Origin of the sequence: Hymenobacter sp. CRA2 (assembly GCF_002007105.1) — a bacterium.
In the GTDB taxonomy this organism is placed as follows: Bacteria; Bacteroidota; Bacteroidia; order Cytophagales; family Hymenobacteraceae; genus Solirubrum.
In genome coordinates this window covers 108,215-131,005 of sequence record NZ_MVBC01000009.1, presented here as the reverse complement: position 1 = coordinate 131,005, position 22,791 = coordinate 108,215, and the positions used below count along the sequence as shown (strand labels likewise).

The following is a 22,791-nucleotide window of genomic DNA, read 5'->3' as shown; positions in this document are numbered from 1 at the left end:
TATTTCGGTAGCTTGAGCGTCAGCGCGTGAGTAGCCCGGCTACTTGCGTTTTACCACATCCGCTGCCATGTCTCTGCTTCAGCGCGCCCGCCGCGACGGCCTCAAGTTTGTCAATCCTGTACCCACGGCCGTTGGCCTGGAAGGTAGCACCTTTTCCACGCTGCGTCAGCTGCTCACTGGTCCCGAGGAGCGGGTGCCCAAGCCAGCCCTGCCGCCGTTTCGCGGCGATACGGCCGCGTACCGGACGCCCCCGCCCAGCGGCCTGCGCGTGACGTGGCTGGGCCACTCCACGGTATTGCTAGAGCTTGATGGCCGCCGCATCCTCACCGACCCCATGTGGGCCCCGTACGCCTCGCCCATGCCCTTGGGCTTTGGCAAACGCTTTTTTCCGGTGCCGCTGGCCCTGGCCGATTTGCCGCCGCTCGACGCCATTGTGCAGTCGCACGACCATTACGACCACCTCGACCCGGCCACCCTGCGCCAGCTGGCTCGCCTACAGCCTACCGTGCCGGTGTTCTGCCCGCTGGGCGTGGGCCGGTACTTTGCCGGTGCCGGGTTTGCCCCGCCCCTGATTCACGAGCTGAACTGGACCGATTCGGTACCGCTGGCAGCTGATATGACCATCACGGCGGTACCGGCGCGGCACTTTGCCGGGCGGGGCATCACCAACCGCAACGAAACGCTGTGGGCAGCTTACGTGCTGCAGGGGCCCCGGCACCGCGTGTTCTTCGGTGGCGACTCCGGCCCGATGCCGGCCGTTTTTGCCGAAATCGGTGCCACATACGGCCCTTTCGACCTGACGATGCTGGAAATCGGGGCGTACGGCGCTAACTGGCCGGATATTCACATGGGCCCCGCGCACGCTCTGGCGACGCATCGGGCACTGCAGGGGCGGGTAATGTTGCCGTTGCACTGGGGCACGTTCAACCTGGCTTTCCACAGCTGGCGCGAGCCGGTAGAGCAGGTCCAGCGGTTGGCCGAGGATGCGGGCATTTCGTTACTGCTGCCCACGCCTGGCGCGCCTACAGAGGTAGCACCTACGGGCTTCAGTTCCCGCTGGTGGGAGCGGTAGCCGGGTAGCAGCGGGCGCTAAGAGCGTGCGTGGATGGCGCCAGAAATGCTGCCAGGACGTATCTGAAAACTCCAGAACGGTCGGTCATGCTGAGCCTCGCCGCAGCCTCTCTACCGCTTCGTTGAACAGTAGCAGACGAAGCGGTAGAGAGGCTGCGGTGAGCGGACGGCGGATCGGGCAGTACCTGAGTCTAAATCCGCCGCACACTCTCCGCTTCGGAGGCTGCTTACTCGTGTCGGTTTGGCAGCGTGTCCTTGGTCAGGATGTCGACCAGACCGTCTTCACTGACCACAATGGCCATGCAGGGGTAGGGCGAGCTTTCCACGTAGCGCAGGGCGGAGTTGTAGCGGGCCCCGCGGGTGCTGGAGCCCCGGCCCGAGGCCTTGCCGTCCAGAATCACGCCGATGGAATAGCAGTACGCCTCCGGGTCGATGAGCACGGCCCCATCGATGGCGGTGACCAAGCGCGTGATAAGCGGCGTGAGCGGCACCGGCTCGATGAGCGTGCACTGCAGCTTCAGGCGGTCGGCTTCGGCCAGGGCTTCGGTGGTGATGACCACCAGCGTGCCGTGCTTCTGGCGGCTGGCTTCGAGCAGCACGTCCCAGAGGCGCTCTACTTTCTCAGGTTCGTTCACCCCGAAGGTGTGGCGCAGGCCCCGCCGAAACTCCGAGCGGCTCAGGCGCGACTGCGGCAGGCTGGGCTGCCCGTACGAGGAGCGCACCAGCACCTGTCCGTCGTGGCGCAGCTCCCACACATAGTGGTGCAGGAAGCTGATGATGAACATATCCTCGCGGCTGGCGTCGTACTGGCCCACGGTGCGGCCCAGGGCGTACACGTTTTCGCCGTCGGAGAGCAGGCTCACGTCGGCCGTCGACATCTGCAAAAGCTTGCGCACGGCGCGGTAGTCGCTGAGCGGGGTGGGGCAGGTGAGGGCAAAGATTTCCTGCACGTTGGGGTGGCCGCGGCGGGCCAGCACCATCTGGCCCACGCCGGCCGTACCCTCGTAGCGCAAGGATGACACCGTGTTCAGCACGTTGAACAGCTTGGCCCCGGCCGGGTCGAGGCCCAAGGCCTGGGCGGGCGTGTCCATCAGAAACTTGCCGGCGCCGCGCACGATTTCGTCGGTGTCGCGCGGGCGGGTGAGCAGGCCGGCGCCGGGCTCAGGCTCCGTGAGGGCCTTGATGCATTCCTCGTTGAAGCGCGCAATGGCGGCTTCGATCAGCGAGGAAGCCAGCGGGCGGCCGTCGGTGTAGTAGCGGTAAGGCTTCAGGGCGGGGTGGTGGCGCAGGGCCTTGCGGCGCACCTGCAGCACCGTCACCACGAAAAAGTCGCCGATGAGCACCGGCCAGCCCGAGAAGGAGCGCCGGGCGCCGTTGCGGGGCGTCAGCTCGTCGAGCACTTCCTGCACGGCCATTTTGATGCCCTTGAACTCGTGCCGCCGCCGCCGGATTTCGGCTGTGTCGCCCTCGCGCGAAGGCCAGGTATCCGACTCAGTGCGGCGCAGGTACTGCCCGCGCGCCACCACGCCGTTGAAAGCCTCCGGCGGCAGGCCGCAGGTGTCGGGCTCCAGGCACACGGCCGCGCCGCCCTCCAGCGGAATGCCGATGAGCAGCACCTGGGGCTGCAACTCGGCGTCGAGGTCGTCGAAAATGCCCTCCGCCATGTGCTGGGCCGCCTGCTGAAAGCGGTGCTGATAAGGCCAGATGGTATATTCGGCGGCTGCCGGCACAATGATGGCGTGCGGCGAGACGACGGGCAGGGGGCTGAACATGGCGCGGCGGTATAGGGGCGGAATGGTGCTACAAGTACCCGCCGCGCCCCGAAATGTTTCGGCGAATACAGCGAGCAGGGACTACCTAAAGCTGAAAGAGGATGGGTAGTACCATCTTCTGACGGATAGGCTGCCCCTTATATTTTGCCGGCTCCCATTTTGGGCTGGCTTTTACGATGCGGATGGCTTCTTCATCGAGGCCAGAGCCCAGACGCTTAACGGGTTTGATGTTGGAAAGCGAGCCGTCTTTCTCGATGAAAAACTCCATCAGCACCTTGCCTTCCACCTTGCGCTGCCGGGCCTGGGCCGGGTACTTCTGCTCCTTCTGTACCCACTCAAACCACGCATCGGTGCCGCCGACGGGGCGGGCCGGCTCATCGGGCGACACGGTTTGGGGGCCGGCGTCGGCGGCCGGGGCGGCCCCGGGCTGGGTGGCGGCGCTGGCGCCTTCGCTACCGGCCGGAATCTGGAATGTAACGGGCAAGGTCACGCGCTGGCGCACCACGCCGCCCTTGTGCTCGGCGGGTTTCCAGCGCGGGCCGGCTTTTACCAGCCGCAGGGCCTCGGCGTCGCACTCGGGCGAGAGGCTTTTGGTCACCTGCCAGTTGGAGGTAGCGCCGGTTTTTTCTACCACCATGGTAATTTCCACGGTGCCTTGCACGCCGGCCCGCAGCGCGGCGGTGGGGTAGTTGAGCTTGTCGCCGAGGTAATCGGCGTACGCTTGCGCGCCGCCCACTGGTTCGGCGGGCTTTTCGGTGGCGTCGTACACGTCGGGTGCCGACTGCTTGGGGTACTTCAGCTTGGTTTTCTGCGCCTCGGCAGCGGGGGCGGCGGCCAGGCCGAGGGCGGCCACTACGAGGGCCAGGCGTGCGGAGCGGAGCATAGAAAGCAGCGTAAGGTGAAGCGCGGGCCTGCTCTCAACAACCGGACCACGCGGCGTACTGGTTCAGCCGAAGCTAGGAAAAAGCGGCTATTTTCGGCCCATGACCTCTCCCGCCACTACCGATCCGTCGGCCCTGAACTCTTCGCGCGCCCCCGAGCCAGTGGGCCTCTACCCGCATGCCCGCCGCGTGGGCAACCTGCTTTTCCTCTCGGGCGTGGGCCCGCGCCAGCGCGGGCAGAAAGCCATTCCCGGCGTGGAGCTGGACGAGGACGGCAACATCCTGCGCTACGACTTCGAAAGCCAGTGCCACGCCGTGTTTCAGAACGTGCGCTACATCGTGGAGGAGGCCGGGGCCCGCTGGGAAGACCTGGTGGACGTGACCGTGTTCCTGACCAACATGAAGGACGACTTCGCCACCTACAACCGCCTGTACGCCCAGTATTTCGCCACCAACCAGCCCTGCCGCACCACCGTCGAAATCAACTGCCTGCCCACGCCCATTGCCATCGAGCTGAAGTGCGTGGCCTGGGTAGGGGAGCGGTAGAATGTCATAAGGCTCAACTTAACTGCTACAACATGTGCCTAGCTACCCTGGAATTAGAAGAAAATGAGTTAGTCATATCAGTGCCTGGTAATCAAGGCGGCGAGGACTCCTTGCAGAACCACCGAGTCTATGAGTTTCCCGCCAGTGATACTTACAAGTACCGGATGGTTCGCTACATCGTGGCTCGTAACCGCAACGGCTCGATGCGCTACCTCTGTCGGATCAGTAAGTTTTTGATATTTGATCCGTCAGTGCCGGCGGAGATAAAGCACTTCGTAACCGATAATCCTCATCTGAGCGAAGAGGAAAAAAAGCGGTTAGCTGAATTTCTGCAGGCCCAAAAGCTTACCGCAGAGCGCACCAAGAAGATGCGGTATTTTGTCTGCAACTCTACGTATCAGAACTTGGGCAAACGGCATCCCAACGGCGGCGGTAATGTGTTTCCGCGCCTTGCAGGCCAAGCAGTAGATGATGCTTTTCGCTGCTATTTTACTCGGGCTGAACTAACCAGCGGCCGTATGCAAGTCCTGAAGCTTGAACGAGAGGATTACGAGCGGCTGAGCTATTATCCGGGTTGCTGAATCGTAGCCGCCAGAAAACAAAGCAGGGCCACCAGCATAGTGCCGGGGCCCTGTCTTTTGTTTGGTACCATGACGAGTACCCACAACCCACGGCGGGAAGCCCTGGCACAAGGCCGCAGGCTTAGCCCGGATGCCCCTTGAGGTAAGGAGTAGTACCCCGCCGCAACTCGATGAAAGGGCATCGGACTCGCTGTCTTTAACGTGCAAGCGGCTGGCGGTGGGCAGTGGTAAATACGGAAATACCGCGTGGTTAAAACACGTAATTTTTATATCCGATTAAATTGTCAGGCGTTATTTCGTTGCCTCGCGCCGGTAAATAACTCGTTGAGTACAAATTATTAGCTGACTAAATACGTGGGCTTAGCGTAGAACAGAAGTGCCGGCGGCTTACATCCGCGCCCCGCCAATGGGCGTACTAATTACTGCCGCTACACATCTGCCATAATCAGGTATGCCTACCAAGAAGAAATCCAGGATGTCAAACGGAGAAAAAGGCTCCTCGTCGCACAGCGGGGCCAGCAGCTGCCCCCCGCCCAAAGGGGTGCTTATTGCCATCGGCGGCCACGAGCAAAAGGACGTTAACAAGAAGTCCCAGGAAGAAAGCGAATACGACGAGTTTGCCTCCGACATCATACTACAGCGCTTCGTGGACGAGCTGCGCGGCGACGGGCCGGTACTGGTAATTCCGACGGCCTCGGAAGAGCCCGTGGAATCGGGTCAGGACTACGTGAAGGTGTTCACCGACCTGGGCCTGAAGCGGGTGGAAGTGCTCGACATCCGCTCCCGCGACGAGGTAGACACCGAGGAAAACCTGCGCCTGCTCGATGAAGCGGCCGGGATGATGTTTACCGGCGGCGACCAGCTGCGCCTCACCGCCATTCTGGGTGGCACGGAATTTCTGAAGCGCATCAAGCAGCGCTACACCGAAAGCCACTTCGTTATCGGCGGGACCAGCGCGGGAGCGGCCGCCATGTCGACGCCCATGATTTACCAGGGCCGCAACGACGCCGGCTACCAGAAAGACGAAATCCACATCACCACCGGCCTGCAGTTCATGCACGACGTGGCCATCGATACGCACTTTGTGAAGCGCGGGCGCATCGTGCGCATGGCCCAGATCATTGCCACCAACCCCGGCTGCATCGGCATTGGGCTGGAAGAGGACACGGGCATCGTGGTGACCAACGGCAAGGACATAGAAGTGGTGGGCAACGGCCTGGTTGTGGTGGTAGACGGGCTGCACTGCAACGGCAACACCATCCACGAAATCAAGCCCGGCGAAGTGTTTTCTATCCGCGACCTGCACCTGCACCTGCTGGCCCGCGGGCAGCGCTACGTCATTCCGGTGCTGGAGCAGATGTACTCCTAACCGCCCGGCGCTGCGCGCCCCAAGCAAAACGGCCCCCGGAGAGTAGTCTCCGGGGGCCGTCTGTTTTCATAGCTCAGCAAGTGAACCGTAGGGGTAAGGTTGCCTGGTGGAGCAATCTGGATACACCCGTTAGCGGGCGGTTACTTCTGCTGAGCCTTGGTGCGGTTGCTGCTCTGGCCGCCCTTGCGGCCGGCTTCGCGGGCTTCGGCGGAGGTCCACTCGTGGCCGCGGCCGCTGGCGTGCGAGGCCTTGCCGCCTTCCGAGGCGATGCGGCGCTGCTCTTCCGGGTCCATGGAAGCAAAGCCGCGCTTGCTGGTGTTGCTCTGCGTGCGGCTCTGGTTGCTGCTTTGTTGGGTGTTGCGGGCTTCGGCGCCCATGCGGCCGGCTTGTGCGTGTTGGGCCGATGAGCCGCCGCGCGTGTTTTGGTTGTTCGCTGCCATAGCTAAAAAAGATGGTTGGTTGTGGAAAGGAGAACGAGAAGCTGCGTTTCCCTCCCGGCTCTAACGGCTGGGTGGGAATAAAAGCCGAGGTAATCGGCCTAAAAAATGTCGGAATAAGTCATTTTACGCCTTTGTACGGATGAGCCTCGCCTGTTTAGGTTCGGGAGAGTACGTACAAATAGGGAGGCGCCGAGCTTAGGCGGATACGCGGGCGGCGCGGCCCACGCCGAAGGCGTCGTCGAGGCGGAGCAGGCGCAGCAGTTGGGCCAGCGGCGTGCCCACATTTTGGAGCAGCAGGCGGGCGCCCGTGCGCTGGATGAGCAGCAGCAGCGCCACAAAGTGGCCCACGCCGCGGGTGCGCAGGCAGGCCACGTCGCGGCAGTCGATGAGCAGCACGGGCGGCTGGTGAGCGGGGGCGGTGCGGGTAAGGCGGCGGGCCAGCTGCACGGGGTCGGCGACGTTGACATCGAAGTGCACGGCGCCAGTTACCTGGGGTGAGGAGGGGTTGTTAAGCATGTTTTCAGTGGTAGTGGAGAGAGGGGCAGGAAATACTCGCGCAGCACAAAAAGCTGATAACGGCCAATTTACACTTTGTTGGCTGAGTTTTGTGCAACGGGGTACATCAAAATTACCGAGCTTATCTGAACCCGCGCCCCGGGTAAACCCCTATTTTACCGGCTAGGTATAAATACTGACTGGTCCGTAATTTGACAAACCATGTTCCGTGCAACTGCTGAATCTTCGCCGCAGGCAGGCCATTCGCCAATGTTTGGCGTTAATGTTGAACCCGCATAGCCGTTCGCTGACTCTTAACTACCTGTGCCTATGATTCGCCTGATGCTCGTTGACGACCACACCATCATCCGCGATGGTATTCAGGCCCTGCTAGCCGACATACCTGATTTTCAGGTGGTGGGCCAGGCGCGCAACGGCCGCGAGCTGCTGGATACGCTCCCCGATACGCCGGCCGACGTGGTGCTGATGGACCTGAACATGCCCGAAATGTCCGGGTTCGAGGCCATTCCGCTGCTGCGCGCCCAGTTCCCCGACGTGCGTATCCTCATCCTGAGCATGCTCGACCACGAGAAATACGTGCACCAGGTGCTGGAAGCCGGTGCGCTGGGCTACGTGCTCAAGAATGCCAGCAAGGAGGAAATCGTGCACGCCATTCGGATGGTGGCGGGCGGCAAGGCCTTCCTGTGCACCGAAGTCGGCATCGGTATGCTGAATAAGCTGGTGCAGGGCCCGGTGAGCCCGCCGCCGGGCGCCAAGCGGCCCTCCGACCTCTCCAACCGCGAAACCGAGGTGCTCAAGCTCATTGCCGAGGGCCTCACCAACGCCGAAATTGCCGACAAGCTCTTCACCAGCAAGCGTACCATCGAGACGCACCGGCAGAACATCATCGAGAAAACCCAGGCCAAAAACACGGCCGCGCTCATCAAGTACGCCATGGAAAACGGCCTGCTGGCCTGAGCTGCACAGAACTTACCGGCCCGATACCAGCGCGGCCCCGGCTATCAGTAGCCGGGGCCGCGCTGGTATCGGGCCGTGTCCGAAAAGGACCTTGTCTCTTCCCGCATGGCTGAAAACCCACTGACCGTCATGCTGAGCGCAGTCGAAGCATGACGGTCAGTGGGTTTCAAACGACTTTTCAGACGTAGCCCAGCGCCATAGCGGCTGCTTCGGTGACTGGCGCCTTACTGCAGCCCGTTGCCTTGTTCCGTGGGGCCATCCTGCACCGTGGTGTTGCGCTCATGGGTGCGGGGGCCACCGATGGAGCCGTTGAGCAGAAACTGCCGTAGCCGGTCGATGTGCGTTTTCAGCTCTTCCACGCGCTGTTCCTGCAGCTTGGCGCCCGGCGCCTCGCCGCGGGAGGCCATGTTGTTGAGCAGGTTTTTGCGCTCCTCCAGCATGCGCAGGGCCACCCACATGCTTTCTTCCAGTTGGTGCTGGGTAGAGTCGAGCAGGGCGGCGGCCGTGAAGGTGTGCCCGGTGTGGCAGCGGTAGCGGTGTACCTCGCCGTGCGCCATTTCCCAGAGGTTGCCCCCGCAGTCGGGGCAGGTCATGGGCACCTGGTGCCCGAGCTGATTAACATCTTCTACCGTTCCCACCACGCGTTCCGCAATTGAGGCTTCCAAAATAATGTCGTCGGGAATGTTCGTCGGGGCCGCGTGCTGGCGTTGCACCAGCTGCAGCAGCAGCGCCCCCATCTCGTCGAGGCGGACCTTGTAATCGACCGAGACGTTGCGCAGGGCGCTTTCGGGCATGCTCGGGAATTCGGCATCGTGCGGGTCCTGCACCACCGTGGTGCCGCCGGCCCGCCGGATAAAGTCCAGCCCGGCCGTGCCGTCGTGGAGCATGCCCGTGAGCACCACGCCGATGACGCGGCCGCCGTGCGAGGCCGCCGCGGAGCGAAACAGCGCGTCGGCGGCTGGGCGGTAGTGGTTTTCGTGCGGGCCCTTGGTGATGAGCAGGTGCTCACCCTTAACGAGCATGTGGCGGTCGGCCGGGGCCAGGTACAGGTGCCCGGGCTGCAGGTGCTGGTGATGCGTGCCGAGGTGGCACCGGAGCGCGGTGTGCTGAGCCAGGCGCGCCACCAGAAACTCGCCCGACGAATCGACGGCCAGGTGCTGCACCACGAGCACCGCCGCGGGCAGCCCGGCGGGCAGCTGGGCCACCAGGCGCGTCAGGGCGGGCATGCCCCCGGCCGAGGTGCCGATGACGATGATGCTGGGGTGTACGTCCACAGGAAGAAGGAAGGAGGTAAGAAGCAACTGTGGGCGCCGGAGCGCGGCAAAAGCCGGCGGCCATTCTTCTATACGTGGTCCGGGAAAAGTAGCTGCTGCAGCCCCGCAAATCATCTGCCCGCCTGCCCCGCGCCAACTTCGTGGCCAAGAAAGTACCTTTGAAGGAGTGCCTGTGGTTGCTGCCGGGCTCCTACTTCAGCTTACCCCTTTTCGCGGCCCTGCTTACCGGCTGGTCCTTTTTGCGTGCCATGGCCCACTCCGCTCCCGATTCAGCCCCCGACCAACTCCCGGACCCCAACGGCCCGGCCCTGCCCGGCCCCGGCCAGGGGCCCGCGGCCTCGGAGCCGCTCATCACCCAGGACGACGACAGCCTGAGCGAAGAATACGCCGGCGCCCTGCTGGTCACCTTGCCCCAGGCGGCGGAGCGGTTTCCCATCGTGGCGCTGTGCGGCTCGGCAGGCTCCATCGAGGCCCTGGAGCGGTTTTTTCAGCACATGCCGGCGGTTTCCGACATGGCCTTCGTGGTGGTGGTGCACCTGATGCACGGGCAGCGCAGTCACCTGCCCGAGGTGGTGCAGCAGTTCACCAACATGCTGGTGTACGAAATCGAGGACGGGATGCGCCTGCAGCCCAACACGGTGTACGTGCTGCCGCCCGACCGCGACCTGAGCCTGCTCAGCGGGCAGCTGCTGCTGCTGCCGCCGGGCCAGGCCCCGGGCCACCGCCTGCCCATCGACTATTTTCTGCAGAGCCTGGCCAAGGACGCGCGCGCGCGCGCCGTGGCTGTCATCCTCTCCGGCATGGGCTCCGACGGGGCGGTGGGCCTGAAGATGGTGATGGAAAACTTCGGGATGATCATGGCACAGGACCCGCTCTCGGCCGAGTACGACGCCATGCCCCGCGCCGCCGTGGCCACCGAGTTTGTCGATTTCGTGCTGCCGGCCGAGGAGCTGCCGGCCAAGCTGCTGGAATACGTGCGCCAGCCGCCGCAGGAGCGCCCCAATGCCGCCAGCCGCGTCAGCGACAGTAAGCCCACCAACGCGCTGCAGAAGATCTTCCTGCTGATCCGCACCCAGACCGGGCACGACTTCTCCCTCTACAAGCGCAACACCGTGTTCCGGCGCATCGACCGGCGCATGAACGCGCACCAGATCCGCGACTTTGCCCAGTACGTGCGCCTGCTGCAGGAAAACGCCCACGAGGTGGAGCTGCTGTTCAAGGAGCTGCTCATCGGGGTGACCAAGTTTTTCCGGGACTTCGAGGCCTTCGACGCGCTGAAAAGCTACCTGCTGCCGCTGCTGCGCGACAAGCCCGTGGATGCGCTGGTGCGGGTGTGGGCCCCCGGCTGCTCCACCGGCGAGGAGGCCTACACCCTGGCCATGGTGCTGCAGGAGTGCCTCGATGAGCTGCCGGCCAAGTACCTGAAGCTGCAGATTTTTGCCACCGACATCAACAGCGACGCCATCGACTACGCGCGGGCCGGGGTGTACCCCCCCAACATCGAGGCCGACGTGAGCCCGGCGCGGCTGCAGCGCTTCTTCACCAAGGTGGAGGGCGGCTACCAGATCCGCAAGGACGTGCGCGACGTGGTCGTCTTCGCCCTGCACAACATCAACAAGGACGCGCCCTTCATCAAGCTGGACCTGCTGGTGTGCCGCAACCTGCTCATCTACCTCAGCAGCGAGCTGCAGCGCAACCTGCTGCCCGTGTTTCACTACGCCCTGAACCCCGAGGGCCTGCTGTTCCTCGGCCCCTCCGAGAACATGACGGGCTTCCAGTCGCTGTTTACGCCGCTGGACATGAAGTGGAAAATCTCGCGCCGCAACGACGTAGCCTACTCGCTGGCGCGCATCTCCAACTTCTCGTTTTCGCTTTCGCACCGGGCCACCACGGCGCCCATCATCAGCACCCCGCCCGCCATGCACACCACCCCGCCGCGCAAGGAAAGCCAGTTTGTGACCCTGATCCAGAAAATGCTGCTGCGCACCTTCACGCCGCCGGCGGTGGTGATAAATCAGAAGGGCGAAATCCTGTTCGTGAACGGGCGCACCGGGCGCTACCTGGAGCCGGCCCCCGGCCTGGGCGGCATGAACGTGTTCGAAATGGCCCGCGAGGAAATGGGCTTCGAGCTGAGCGGGGCCGTGCACCGCGCCCACCTGCACCACGAGGACGTGGTGGTCGACAACGTGAAGCTGCGCGTGGAGGGCGGCTTTCAGCTGGTGCGCCTCACGGTGAAGTACCTCGACGCGCCCGACGATTTGGCCGGCCTGCTGCTGGTGGCTTTCGAGGACATGCCCACCTCGCGCCGGCAGCGCAAGCAGGGGCCGCAGCCGGAAAGCCTCACCCGCGACTCGGTGGTGGCCGCCCTGGAAAAGGAGCTGCAGTACACCAAGAACCGGCTGCAAACCACGGTGGAGGAAATGGAATCCTCCCTGGAGGAGCTCAAGAGCACCAACGAGGAGCTGCAATCGGCCAACGAGGAGCTGCAGAGCACCAACGAGGAGGCCATGACCAACAAGGAGGAAATGCAGAGCCTGAACGAGGAGCTGATGACCCTGAACGTGCAGTACCTGAGCAAGACAGAGGAGCTAAGCCAGGCGGCCAACGACATGAAGAACCTGCTCGATGCCACCGACATTGCCACCATCTTCCTCGATAACGACATGTGCATCAAGCGCTTCACCCCGCCGGTGTCGCGCATCATCAGCCTGCTGCCCACCGACCTGGGCCGGCCCCTCACGCACTTCGCCTCCAACCTGCGCTACCAGGGCTTGGTCGACGACGTGCGCCAGGTGCTCAGCCGCCTGGTGAGCATCGAGACGAACATCCAGACCCACAGCGGCGAGTGGTTTGCCATGCGCATTCTGCCCTACCGCACCCTCGATAACTACATCAGCGGGGCCGTCATCACCTTCATCGACATCACCGCCCTCAAGAACCTGGAGCAGCAGCTGCAGGCCAGCAGCGCCCTGGCCGAAAGCATCATCGAGAACCTGCGCGACCCGCTGCTGGTGCTCGACCGCGACTGGCGGGTACTCGCCCTCAACCGGGCCTTCGGCCAAGTGTTCCAGGTCGATATCGACCAGGCCAGGGGGCTACCGCTGGCCCAGCTCAGCCGCGGGGCCTGGCAGCTGCCCGAGCTGCAGCAGGCCCTGCGCCACACCCTGGAAACCGGCGAAGGCTTCGACGACCTGGCGGTGCACACCCGCCTGCCCGGCCTGGGCCCGCGGCGCCTGCAGCTCTACGGCCGCCACATCGTCAGCGGCGGCACCCGCACGGGCCAGCTGCTGCTGGGCGTCACGCGGATTGACGAATAGCCGGGCCGCCGGCTCACTTACCGCCCGGACGCTGCCAGGCTACTGCCGCAGTTACTTGCCTGAGCCCTCGTATACAGGGCCGGGGAGCTTGTTTTTGTCCGGGCTTGCCCAGCTTTAATCCAGTATCTTTAACCACCTGACGCGCCGCCGCACGTCGTCTGGCCCATTTCCCGACTTCCCCGACGCGCTATGGAGCAGACTCCCGCCGAAGAAGACGCCCTGCGCCGCCGCATGGACGAGCTGCGCGCCAAGGCCGAGGACCGCCGCAACCTCGTCACGGCCGACGTGGCCAACCTCACGCCCGCCGACGTACGCCGGCTGGTGCAGGACCTGCAGGTGCACCAGATCGAGCTGGAAATGCAGTACGAGGAGCTGCTCTCCACCCAGGCCGAGCGCGAAGTGCTGCACCAGCAGTTTGTCGACTTGTTCGAGTTTGCCCCCATCGGCTACTGCACCCTCGATGCGCTGGGCACCATAGTGCAGATCAACCTGCGCGCCAGCCAGTTTTTGGGCACGCCGCGGAGCCACCTGCTCAGCCGGCGCTTTGCCCAGTTCGTGCCCATCGGCGACGAGCGGGCGCACTTCTACGCCTTTCTGCAGCGCGTGCTCACCTCCGATGTGCCCCAGAGCCACGAGCTGGAGCTGCAGCGCCCCGACGGCAGCACCTTCTTTGCTTTGCTCGAAGGCGTGCGCCTGAAAGCGGAGCTGGGCGCGAATCAGTGCCGCCTGGCCCTCTTCGACGACACCGCCCGGCGCCAGGCCATCAGCAAGCTGGCCGCCAGCGAGCAGAAGTTTCGGGCCCTCTTCGAGGAATCAGCCGACGCAGCCGTGCTCGTGCGCGACGCCGTTTTTGTCGACTGCAACCGCGCGGCCCTGGCCATGCTCGGCGCCGCCCGCCGCGAGCAGGTGGTGGGCGAGTCGGTGCTGCTGCTCACCCCCGAGTACCAGCCCAACGGCACCCGCTCGGCCGAGTGCATGCGCGAAGCCCAGGACACCGCCCAGCGCCGGGGCTCCTACCGCTTCGAGTGGCTGCGCCGGAGCTTTGCGGGCGCGGCCATCTGGCAGGAGGTGGTGCTCACGCCCATGCGCGTGGAGGGCGAGGTGCTGATGCACGCCGTATGGCGCGACATCACCGAGCAGAAGCAGCTCGATCAGCGCCTGCGCGAAAGCGAAACGCGCTTCCGCACCATCTTCGAGCAGAGCACCGACGCCACCCTGCTCATGCAGGGCACCACCTACATCGACTGCAACGCGGCCGCCCTGCGCCTGCTCGGGGCCACCAGCCGGGAGCAGCTGCTGGGCCAGCCGGCCTGGGTACGCACGCCCGAGGTGCAGCCCAACGGCCGCCGCACCGCCGAGTGGTTTGCCGAAAACACGGCCGCCGCCCTGCGCGAGGGCTCGTTCCGCTGCATGGCCCAGATGGAGCACTTCGACGGCCGCCCCATCTGGGTGGAGGCCGTGCTCACGCCCATCACCGTGGCCGAGCAGCCCCCCCTGATGCACATCGTGTGGCGCGACGTGACGGAGCAGCAGCGCATGGTTACGCGCCTGCAGGAAAGCCAGAAGCAGTTCAGCTCGGCCATGAGCGCCGCCCGCATGGGCCTGGCCGTGTGGAACTTTGTGAGCTGGACCGTGCGCCTCGACGCCCGCGCCGCCGAAATCTACGGGTACCCGGCCGAGGAAGTGCAGCTCAGCGTCAACGACGTCATTGCCTGCACCCACCCCGACGACTACGACGGGCTGACCAGCACCCTGCAGCGCTGCGGCGAAACCAAGGAGCCCTTCTCCGCCGATTTTCGCCTGCTGTGGGCCGACGGCACCGTGCGCTACGTGCGGGCCGCCGGGCAGATGATTACCGACGAGCACGGGCAGCTTACCCAGGCCGCCGGCGTGGTGCGCGACGTGACGGAGCGCCGCCTTTCGCGCCTGCGCCTGCAGCAGAGCGAGGAGCGCCTGCGCCACGCCGTGCAGGCCGCGCACCTGGGCGTGGGCGAGTGGGACCTGTCCGACGGCACAGCCCTGTTCGACGAGCGTATCCACGAGATGTACGGCTGGCCCTACACGCAGAACCCCATCCCGCTGGACCAAGTGGCGGCCAATATTCACCCCGACGACCTGGCGCGGGTGCTCGGGGCCCTCACCAGCGAGCAAGCCGACACCTCGCCCCGGCAGGTGGAGTTCCGGCTGGTGCGGCCCGACGGCGAGCTGCGCCACGTGGTAACGGTGGCCGCGCCCCTGCCCGACGTCACCGGCCAGTACGTGCGCCGCACCGGGGTGATGAACGACGTGACCGACGCCAAGCTGGCCGAGCAGCGCCTGCAGGAAAGCGAAACGCGCCTGAAAAATGCCATTGAGGCCGCCGACATGGGCATCGGCATCTGGGACTTCAACACCCAGCGCTTCTACGTGGACAAGCGCGCCTGTCAGATGTTGGGCGTAGCCCCGGAGAACGGCGAGCTGACCTTCGACGAGCTGATGAACGTGGTGTATCCGCCCGACGTGGAGCTGGCCAGCACCGCGCTGTGGCACGCCGCCACCGGCAACGTGCCCCTCGACGTGGAAGTGCGCGTGCAGCACCCCGGCGGCACCATCCGCCACATCGCCGCCAGCGGCCAGCTCATGGCCAGCGAGGATGGCACCACCGTGCGCATGAGCGGCGTGGTGCGCGACGTGACCGAGCGCCACCTGGCCGAGCAGCGCCTGCGCGAGAGCGAGGAGCAGCTGCGCGCAGCCCTGAACGCGGCCAACATGGGCGTGGGCCTCTGGGAGCCGGCCTCCCACGAAGTCACCATCGACGCGCGCACGGCCGAAATCTTCGGCTTTGCGGCCGGCGCCGGGCGCTACCCGGCCCCCGAGCTCAGCCAGCGCGTGCACCCCGAGGACCTGCCCGGCGCGGTAACCCAAATCCGGCTCAGCCTGCAGAATCACCTGGCCTTTTCCCTGAACGTGCGCGTGCAGCGCCCTGCCGATGGCATGTGGCGCCACGTGCGCATCAGCGGGCAGGGCCTCTACGACGACCGGAACCGCCCCAGCCGCGTGGCCGGCGTGGCCCGCGACGTGACCGAAAGCATCTTGGCCGAGCAGCGCCTGCGCGAAAGCGAGGAGCGCCTGCGGCTGGCGCTGGAGTCCACCGCCACCGGCGTGTTCGAGTGGAGCTTCGAGAACGATGAGCTGTTTTGGGACGAGCGCACCCAGGCCATCTTCGGCCGCTCCTACGAAGACCGTCGCCAGAGCTTCAATTCCATCCGCGACGCGCTGTACCCGGCCGATGCGGCGGCCGTCACCGAGGCCCTCACGCACTCCATCCGCCAGGCCGTGCCCTTCGAGCTGGAGCACCGCATTCAGTGGGCCGATGGCACCACGCGCTACGTGGCCGCCAGCGGGCAGGTGCAGTACGACGACGCCGGCCAGCCCCAGCGCCTGGCCGGCCTCATCCGCGACGTGACCGAGCGCCGCATGGCTCAGGAAGAGCTGGGCTACAAAAACCGCCTGCTCGAGCACATCCTGAGCACCATGCCCGTGGTACTCTCGCGCATCGGCACCGACGGCACCCTGCAGGAAGTGGTGGGCGCGGGCCTGCGCCGCCTTGGCGTGGCCGACAACGCCCTGAACGGCCGCAACGTGTTCGAGGCCTGGCCGCAGCTCACCGACTACATTCAGCGGCTGCTGATGGGGGAGAAGGTGCAGTTTGTGGGCGAGCCGCCGCGCCGCGACGGCGAGCAGGTGTACTTCCAGAACTACGGCTTCTTCGACGAGGAGCGGGAAACGGGCGTGCTCTTCGGCATCGACGTGACCGACACGCACCAGGCCAACGCCAAGCTGGCCGCCGACGCGGCCTTCCTACACGGGCTGGTGTCCAACATCCAGGAGGGCATCATGGTGTTTGATACCGATCTGCGCGTGACGGAGTGGAACTACCTGATGGAGCAGTACCTGCACGTGGCGCGCGCCGCCGTGCTCGGGCACAACATCTTCGAGGCGGTGGCGGTGGCCGATAAGCAGCGCTACCGCGACATTCTGCGGCGCACGCTCGACGGCGAGGCCCAGACCTACTACAACATTCCCTTCAGCCGGCGCGAGGGCTTCTTCGACGCGGCCTTCGTGCCCCTGCGCGACGCGGCCGGGGCCGTGGCCGGGGTACTCGGCGTCATCCGCGACGTGACCGAGCGCAACCGCCTGATGGAAGAGGCCACCAAGCTGCGGCTGCAGCGGGAGAAGGAGGTGCTCAGCGCCATCATGCACACCCAGGAAGACGAGCGGAAGCGCATTGCCGAGGCCCTGCACAACGGCGTGGGCCAGCTGCTGTACGCGGCCAAGCTGCACCTCTACAACCAGCCCGTGGAAGAAGCGCACCGCGCCGCCGCGCTGGGCCTGCTCAACGAGGGCATCAAGGCCACGCGCACCATTTCCTTTGAGCTGACGCCCAACATCCTGGAGGACTTTGGCCTGAAAACGGCCTTGGAAGAGCTCTGCAAGCGCATCCCGAAGCAGAATCTGAACGTGCACCTGAACGTGGGCGAGCTGCCGCCGGGCCTGGCGCGTCTGCTCGAAACGGCCGTGTACCGCATCGTGCAGGAGTTGCTCAACAACGTCATCAAGCACGCCGAGGCCCGCGAGGCCTTCATATACGTGGAGCAGCAGGACGACCAGCTGCACGTGAGCGTGGAGGACGACGGCGTGGGCTTCGACGTGGAAGAGGCCACCCGCAAGCGCGGCGGCATTGGCCTGACGGGCATCCGCAACCGCGTGAGTTTGCTGGGCGGGCAGCTCACCATTCGCTCCATGCAGGGGCGCGGCACCACCATCGTCATCGAGCTGCCGCTGGGCACGGAAGCCGGCCAGGGGAGTTAAGGCCCTGGCCGGCAAGCTCGGCCGTACGAACCTGCCGCGCCGCCGGGCGTAAGCAAAAGCCGTTCACCCAATTCCTCGCGGCCTATGCAGACTCCTGACCAAACTTCCGGCGCCAACACAACCTCGTGGCTGGCCACTGCTGAACGTCCTTCCTTTGCCCCGCTCACCGACAACACCAGCGCCGACGTGGTGGTGGTGGGTGCCGGGCTGGCCGGGCTCACCACGGCCTACCTGCTCACGCGCGAAGGCCGCAGCGTGGTGGTGCTCGAAGACGGCGAAATCCTGTCGGGCGAAACGGGCCGCACCACCGCGCACCTCAGCAACGCCCTCGACGACCGGTACTACCACCTGGAAAGCCTCTTCGGCAAGGACGGCGCCCGCCTGGCCGCCCAAAGCCACGGTGCCGCCATCGACCGCATCGAAACCATTGCCAGCGCCGAGAACATCAGCTGCGACTTTGAGCGGCTCGACGGCTTCCTGTTTCTGCCCAAGGACGGCGACCCGAAAGAGTTGGACGACGAGCTGGAGGCCGCCCACCGCGCTGGCCTCACGGGGGTGGAGCGTCTGAAGAACTCGCGCACGCAGGGCTTTCATACCGGTGAGTGCCTGCGCTTCCCGAACCAGGGCCAGTTTCACCCGGTGCGCTACGCCATCGGGCTGGCCGAGGCCATCGTGCGCGGTGGCGGGCGCATCTTCACCCGTACCCGCGTGAGCGAAGTACACGGCGGCGACAACGCCCGCGTGGTAACCAAAAACGGGCAGGAAGTGAAGGCCCAGCACATCGTGGTGGCCACCAACACGCCCTTCAACGACCTGGTGGTGATGCACACCAAGCAGCACCCCTACCGCACCTACGCGCTGGCCTTCCGCATTCCGAAGGGCTCGGTGACCAAGGCCCTGTACTGGGACACACCCGATCCGTACCACTACATCCGCCTGCAGGAGGTGCACGAGCCCGCCGGCAGCGGCGACGCCTACGACCTGCTCATCGTGGGCGGCGAAGACCACAAAACCGGGCAGGAAGAAGACTACGACGAGCGGTTCCGCTGCCTGGAAGACTGGTCGCGCCAGAACTTCCCCACCACCCAGCAGGTGGAGTTCCGCTGGTCGGGGCAGGTGATGGAGCCCGTCGACAGCCTGGGCTACGCCGGCCGCAATCCGCTCGACTCCGACAACGTGTACATCATCACCGGCGACTCGGGCCACGGCATGACGCACAGCACCCTGGGCGCCATGATTGTGACCGACCTGATTCAGAAGCGCGAAAATCCCTGGGCCAAGCTCTACGACCCCGGCCGCGTAACGGCCAAGCCGGATTCGCTGAAGGAGTACGTGAAGGAAAACCTGAACGTGGCCTTCGAATACACCGACCTGCTCACCGGCGGCGACGTGAAGAGCGAGGACGAAATCCAGCCCGGCACCGGTGCCGTCATCGGCCGCGGCCCGCTGAAAGTAGCCGTGTACCGTGACCCTACCGGCAAAACCCACGAGTGCTCGGCCATCTGCCCGCACCTGCACTGCGTGGTGCACTGGAACAACGCCGAGAAAAGCTGGGACTGCCCCTGCCACGGCTCCCGCTTCTCGGCCTACGGCGAACTGATGAACGGCCCCGCTGCCTCGGGCCTGCCCAAGCTGGAGTAAGAACCGCCCTATAAGCAACGCCGATACGCAGCGACGGGAAATAGCACAGCAACTCTTTAGATTGCCGCGCTATTTCCCGTCGCTGCGTATGTTTTTGCGTTTTATTGTGCCCTTGGTCGGGCTATCCGCTGCTCTAACCGGCTGTAACGCCCCCAACGACCGTACCACCACCGCACCCGCCGCTACCGAGGCGGCACCGCTTGTTGCTCGGCCCGGCACCCCCCAAACCAAGGTTATGCCGGCGGAATGGAGTGGCACCTATGAAGGCACCATCGGCGGGCGGTACGCGGTGCGCGTGCAACTGCGCCAAGAGGCCGACACGCTGTGGCGCGGGCAGTACTATTATCTCTCGCAGGGCAAGCTGCTGGCGCTGCGGGGCCGTCGGCAGCCTGATGGCCAGCTGCTACTGCGCGAATCGGGCTCGGCGGAAGCCCGGCTTACGGGCGTGTTCCGGCTGCAGCTGGCTGCGAATGGCACCCTTGGCGGCACGTGGCAGGACGCTGGCAGGCGCGCCCCACTGCCCGTGCAGCTCCGGCGCTCCGACGGTAGTCAGCCCCGCCTCTGCCAGCTACAGCTCACCGAGCGCACTTACTTCGACGAATACGCCGTGCCCGTAGTGCGCGTCGCCGATGCGGGCGTGACGCGGCGGCTGCGGCAGCGCTTTGCCATCGAGACAGTGGCCGAACTAAGCCTGGCCGAGCTGAAGGAAGAGCACGACAACCTGGGTGCCGATTATCCGCAGGGCTACCACGACCTGCATTATGAAGTCGGGTACCGCGACAACTGCCTGCTGAGCCTGACGTTCCGCTCCGAGTCGGTGGGGGCCAACGTCAACACCACTTACGAGGACGTAACCGTGGATCTGGTCACGGGCTTCGAACTGGACATCCTCGGCGAAATAGCCCCGGAGCGGCAGCAAGCGTTTCTGACCGAAGGCGACCGGCGCCTGCACCAGCAGATTCGGGGCTACATCCGCGACGAAGGCGGGGTGGACGCTGAGTCGGCAGCCGGCCTGAACGCGCAGGTATTCGCGCCCGAATCCATGTTCATTCGCGGCGACACCGTGCAGCTGCACCACAATGTCGAGTTCGAGGAGCTGTCGAACTTCGAGTGGAAAAACTACAACCACCAGTTCTTCGCCGCATTCAGCGCCGCCGAGCTGCTGCCCTACCTGCGCCCCGACAGCCCGCTACGGCGCCTGGCCCGGCCGACGGCCCGGCGGTAGTAGCTTTGCTGTATGCCCGTTGCCACTACCATCCGCCCGCTCACCGTCGAGCCGCGCGACATCTTCACCGATAACCTCGCCACTTATGCCGCCGAGGAGCGGCGCTTCGCCGGCCGGCACAGCGCCATCGGCTGGCTGCGGGTGGCCGTGTTTCTGGCCGGGGCAGGAGGGGCCTGGTGGCTGTTTCGGCACGACCAGAACCTGCCGGGCCTGGCTTGGCTGGTGGGCTGCTACGTGGTGTTTCTGGTGGTGATGCGCTGGCACGGCCGCGTGGGCTACCAGCTGCGGCAGCGCCAGCTGCTGCGCCTCATCAACGAGGAAGAGCTGGAGCGCCTGGCCGGCAAGCTCAACGGCTTGGATGCCGGCGAGCGGTACCAGGACCCCGCGCACCCCTACACCGCCGACCTCGACGTGTTCGGCGCGCACTCGCTGTTTCAGCTGGTGAGCCGCTCCACCTCGCGCCTTGGGCAAGACAGGCTGGCCGGCTGGCTGCAGGCCCCCGCCGATCTGCCGACCCTGCACGCCCGGCAGCAGGCCGTAGCCGAACTGGCCCCCGACGTAGCGTGGCGGCAGCACTGGCAGGCCCGCGCCCGGCAGTTCCCGAAGCAGTCCGACGACCCACGCCCTTTCCTGGCCTGGATGCACGAGCCCGATTTTTATCAGGGCCGCGGCTGGGTGCTGGCCGCGCTGGTGGTGCTGCCGCCGGTGGCCTTGGTCGGCATTGGGCTGTGGCTCACGGGCTGGTCGGGCTGGCTGGCGCTGGTGCCGCTGTTGCTGATGTACGGCCTCAACTACCGCTTCCGGCAGGAGCGCGACGCTGTGTTTGAGCGCTGCATGGATATGTACGACGTGCTGCGCGCCTACCGCGACCAGCTCCGCCACCTGGAAGCGCGCCCGTGCGAGACGCCGCGGCTAGCCGAGCTGCGGGCCCAGTTGCTGGCCCGCGGGTTGCCGGCCTCCGCTTACGTGGCGCTGCTGGCGCGCATCGCGCAGAACTTCTCCCTGCGCTGGAGCACCCTGGCCGGGTTCTTCGCCAACAACCTGCTGTTGTGGGATTTTTTCTGGATGTGGCGGCTGGAGCGGTGGCGCCGGCAGCTCGGCGGCCAGCTGGAGCCCTGGCTGGAAGTGGTAGCCGAAGTAGAAGCGCTGAGCAGCCTGGCTGCCACGCAGTATGCCCAGCCCAAGTGGGCCGTGCCGGTGCTGGCCGACGCCCCGCTTACCTTTGTGGCCGAAGAACTGGCGCATCCGCTCATCTTCAACGCCGGGCGCGTAGCCAATGATTTTGCCACCGAAGGCGCCGGCCGCACCGGGCTGGTAACGGGCTCCAACATGTCGGGCAAAACCACCTTTCTGCGCACCGTGGGCGTCAATGCCGTGCTGGCTCTGGCGGGCGGCCCAGTGTGCGCCCAGGCGTTGCGCATCGGGCCTATGCAGCTGTTTACGGCCATGCGCACCCAGGATAACCTGGCCGAAAGCACGTCCTCGTTCTACGCGGAGCTGAAGCGCCTGCGCCAGCTGCTCGACCTGACCGAAGTCGGCCAGCCGGTGTTTTTCCTGCTCGATGAAATCCTGAAGGGCACCAACTCCCGCGACCGGCACGACGGCGCCCGCGGCCTCATCCGGCAGCTGCACCGGCGCCCCGCCAGCGGCCTCGTCAGCACCCACGACTTGGAGCTGGGCGACCTGGCCCAGGAGCTGGCCGGATTCCTGACCAACTACAGCTTCAACAGCGACATTGTGGGCGACGAAATTCGGTTCGACTACCGCCTCACGCCCGGCCTGTGCCGCGAATTCAACGCCAGCAAGCTGATGCAGCTCATGGGCATCGGTACCGACCTCGCGCGATGAGGTGAGCATGCAACCTAAAGGAGCACCGTGGGCATCCTGCAGTTGAACGCCAACCTCTTGTACTATGAGAATCACGTCTTTGGGAGCCTGGGTCCTTACCAGCCTGGCTCTGCTCGGCAGCTGCAGCGACGACAAAAACAAGGAGAACCTGGGCATCACGGCCAGCGTGTCGTACGTGCAGACGTATTGCGCCGACCCCTGGGGGCAGGCCCGCAGCAGCCAGGACCTCGTAAGCGCTGCTACGGCCTACCTCAGCCAGCGTAACATCACCCTCTACCAGGCGCAGGCCACGCAGGATAACGCACCGTCGTTGTGCTTGGCTTGCAGCTGCACCAGCGGGCTGGTGCTCCATGGCCTCGTGCGCGACCAGGACGTAGCCGCGGTGCAGGCATTAGGTTTTACCGTCGATTAGCAACAAAATGATGGCGGGGTAATGCCCGGACCAACCTCTGACGGGGATGGGCCGGGCGCTTGTTGGGGCAGGCTGTACCCTTTGCGCTTT

Annotated in this window: 16 protein-coding genes; 11 read left to right on the top strand and 5 right to left on the bottom strand. The window is 65.3% G+C overall.

Annotated features, from left to right (window positions below; translation table 11 throughout):
- Positions 1-67 precede the first annotated feature (67 nt).
- On the top strand, positions 68-1,072 hold the full coding sequence (locus B0919_RS15190; RefSeq protein WP_078013136.1) for an MBL fold metallo-hydrolase: 1,005 nt from the start codon (positions 68-70) through the stop codon (positions 1,070-1,072).
- 226 nt (positions 1,073-1,298) lie between these two features.
- Here the strand turns inward: B0919_RS15190 and B0919_RS15185 are convergent, their stop codons facing one another.
- Together B0919_RS15185 and B0919_RS15180 are read right to left on the bottom strand one after the other, a co-directional pair.
- Entirely contained in the window at positions 1,299-2,843 is a 1,545-nt protein-coding gene (locus B0919_RS15185; protein WP_078013135.1) for a DNA integrity scanning protein DisA nucleotide-binding domain protein, read from the bottom strand.
- Between the two features lie 85 nt (positions 2,844-2,928).
- A complete protein-coding gene (locus B0919_RS15180) occupies positions 2,929-3,726 on the bottom strand; it encodes an energy transducer TonB (protein ID WP_078013134.1) in 798 nt (265 codons plus the stop codon).
- Positions 3,727-3,826: 100 nt separating this feature from the next.
- Here B0919_RS15180 and B0919_RS15175 point away from each other — a divergent pair, with 100 nt between their 5' ends.
- The 3 genes from B0919_RS15175 (at position 3,827) to B0919_RS15165 (ending at position 6,220) form a co-directional block, all read left to right on the top strand.
- On the top strand, positions 3,827-4,270 hold the full coding sequence (locus tag B0919_RS15175; protein WP_078013133.1) for a RidA family protein: 444 nt from the start codon (positions 3,827-3,829) through the stop codon (positions 4,268-4,270).
- Between the two features lie 32 nt (positions 4,271-4,302).
- Positions 4,303-4,851 carry a hypothetical protein gene (locus B0919_RS15170; RefSeq protein ID WP_078013132.1) on the top strand — a complete coding sequence of 183 codons (549 nt, stop codon included), beginning with the start codon at positions 4,303-4,305 and terminating at the stop codon, positions 4,849-4,851.
- 475 nt (positions 4,852-5,326) lie between these two features.
- Positions 5,327-6,220 (top strand): cyanophycinase, encoded by an 894-nt coding sequence (locus tag B0919_RS15165; protein ID WP_078013131.1) that lies wholly within the window; start codon positions 5,327-5,329, stop codon positions 6,218-6,220.
- A gap of 140 nt (positions 6,221-6,360) precedes the next feature.
- Here the strand turns inward: B0919_RS15165 and B0919_RS15160 are convergent, their stop codons facing one another.
- Complete coding sequence (locus tag B0919_RS15160) at positions 6,361-6,660, bottom strand: KGG domain-containing protein (RefSeq protein ID WP_078013130.1); 300 nt, start codon at positions 6,658-6,660, stop codon at positions 6,361-6,363.
- A gap of 195 nt (positions 6,661-6,855) precedes the next feature.
- On the bottom strand, positions 6,856-7,176 hold the full coding sequence (locus tag B0919_RS15155; protein ID WP_078013129.1) for an STAS domain-containing protein: 321 nt from the start codon (positions 7,174-7,176) through the stop codon (positions 6,856-6,858).
- Between the two features lie 309 nt (positions 7,177-7,485).
- Between B0919_RS15155 and B0919_RS15150 the strand changes: the two genes are divergently transcribed.
- The gene (locus tag B0919_RS15150; protein WP_078013128.1) at positions 7,486-8,133 is read left to right on the top strand and encodes a response regulator; all 648 of its coding nucleotides are present in this window, start codon (positions 7,486-7,488) and stop codon (positions 8,131-8,133) included.
- A gap of 224 nt (positions 8,134-8,357) precedes the next feature.
- Here B0919_RS15150 and B0919_RS15145 read toward each other — a convergent pair whose 3' ends face one another.
- A complete protein-coding gene (locus tag B0919_RS15145) occupies positions 8,358-9,407 on the bottom strand; it encodes a chemotaxis protein CheB (RefSeq protein WP_176133064.1) in 1,050 nt (349 codons plus the stop codon).
- Between the two features lie 248 nt (positions 9,408-9,655).
- Between B0919_RS15145 and B0919_RS15140 the strand changes: the two genes are divergently transcribed.
- From B0919_RS15140 to B0919_RS15115, 6 genes are all read left to right on the top strand, one after another.
- Positions 9,656-12,724 carry a CheR family methyltransferase gene (locus B0919_RS15140; RefSeq protein WP_139362156.1) on the top strand — a complete coding sequence of 1,023 codons (3,069 nt, stop codon included), beginning with the start codon at positions 9,656-9,658 and terminating at the stop codon, positions 12,722-12,724.
- A 189-nt stretch (positions 12,725-12,913) separates the two neighbouring features.
- Complete coding sequence (locus B0919_RS15135; RefSeq protein ID WP_078013125.1) at positions 12,914-17,575, top strand: PAS domain S-box protein; 4,662 nt, start codon at positions 12,914-12,916, stop codon at positions 17,573-17,575.
- Positions 17,576-17,659: 84 nt separating this feature from the next.
- Positions 17,660-19,216 carry an FAD-dependent oxidoreductase gene (locus tag B0919_RS15130; RefSeq protein WP_078013124.1) on the top strand — a complete coding sequence of 519 codons (1,557 nt, stop codon included), beginning with the start codon at positions 17,660-17,662 and terminating at the stop codon, positions 19,214-19,216.
- A gap of 88 nt (positions 19,217-19,304) precedes the next feature.
- On the top strand, positions 19,305-20,441 hold the full coding sequence (locus B0919_RS15125) for a hypothetical protein (protein ID WP_139362155.1): 1,137 nt from the start codon (positions 19,305-19,307) through the stop codon (positions 20,439-20,441).
- A 12-nt stretch (positions 20,442-20,453) separates the two neighbouring features.
- Entirely contained in the window at positions 20,454-22,289 is a 1,836-nt protein-coding gene (locus tag B0919_RS15120) for a MutS-related protein (RefSeq protein ID WP_078013122.1), read from the top strand.
- A 64-nt stretch (positions 22,290-22,353) separates the two neighbouring features.
- Positions 22,354-22,701, top strand: a complete 348-nt coding sequence (locus B0919_RS15115) for a hypothetical protein (protein WP_139362154.1) — start codon at positions 22,354-22,356, stop codon at positions 22,699-22,701.
- Positions 22,702-22,791: the final 90 nt, after the last annotated feature.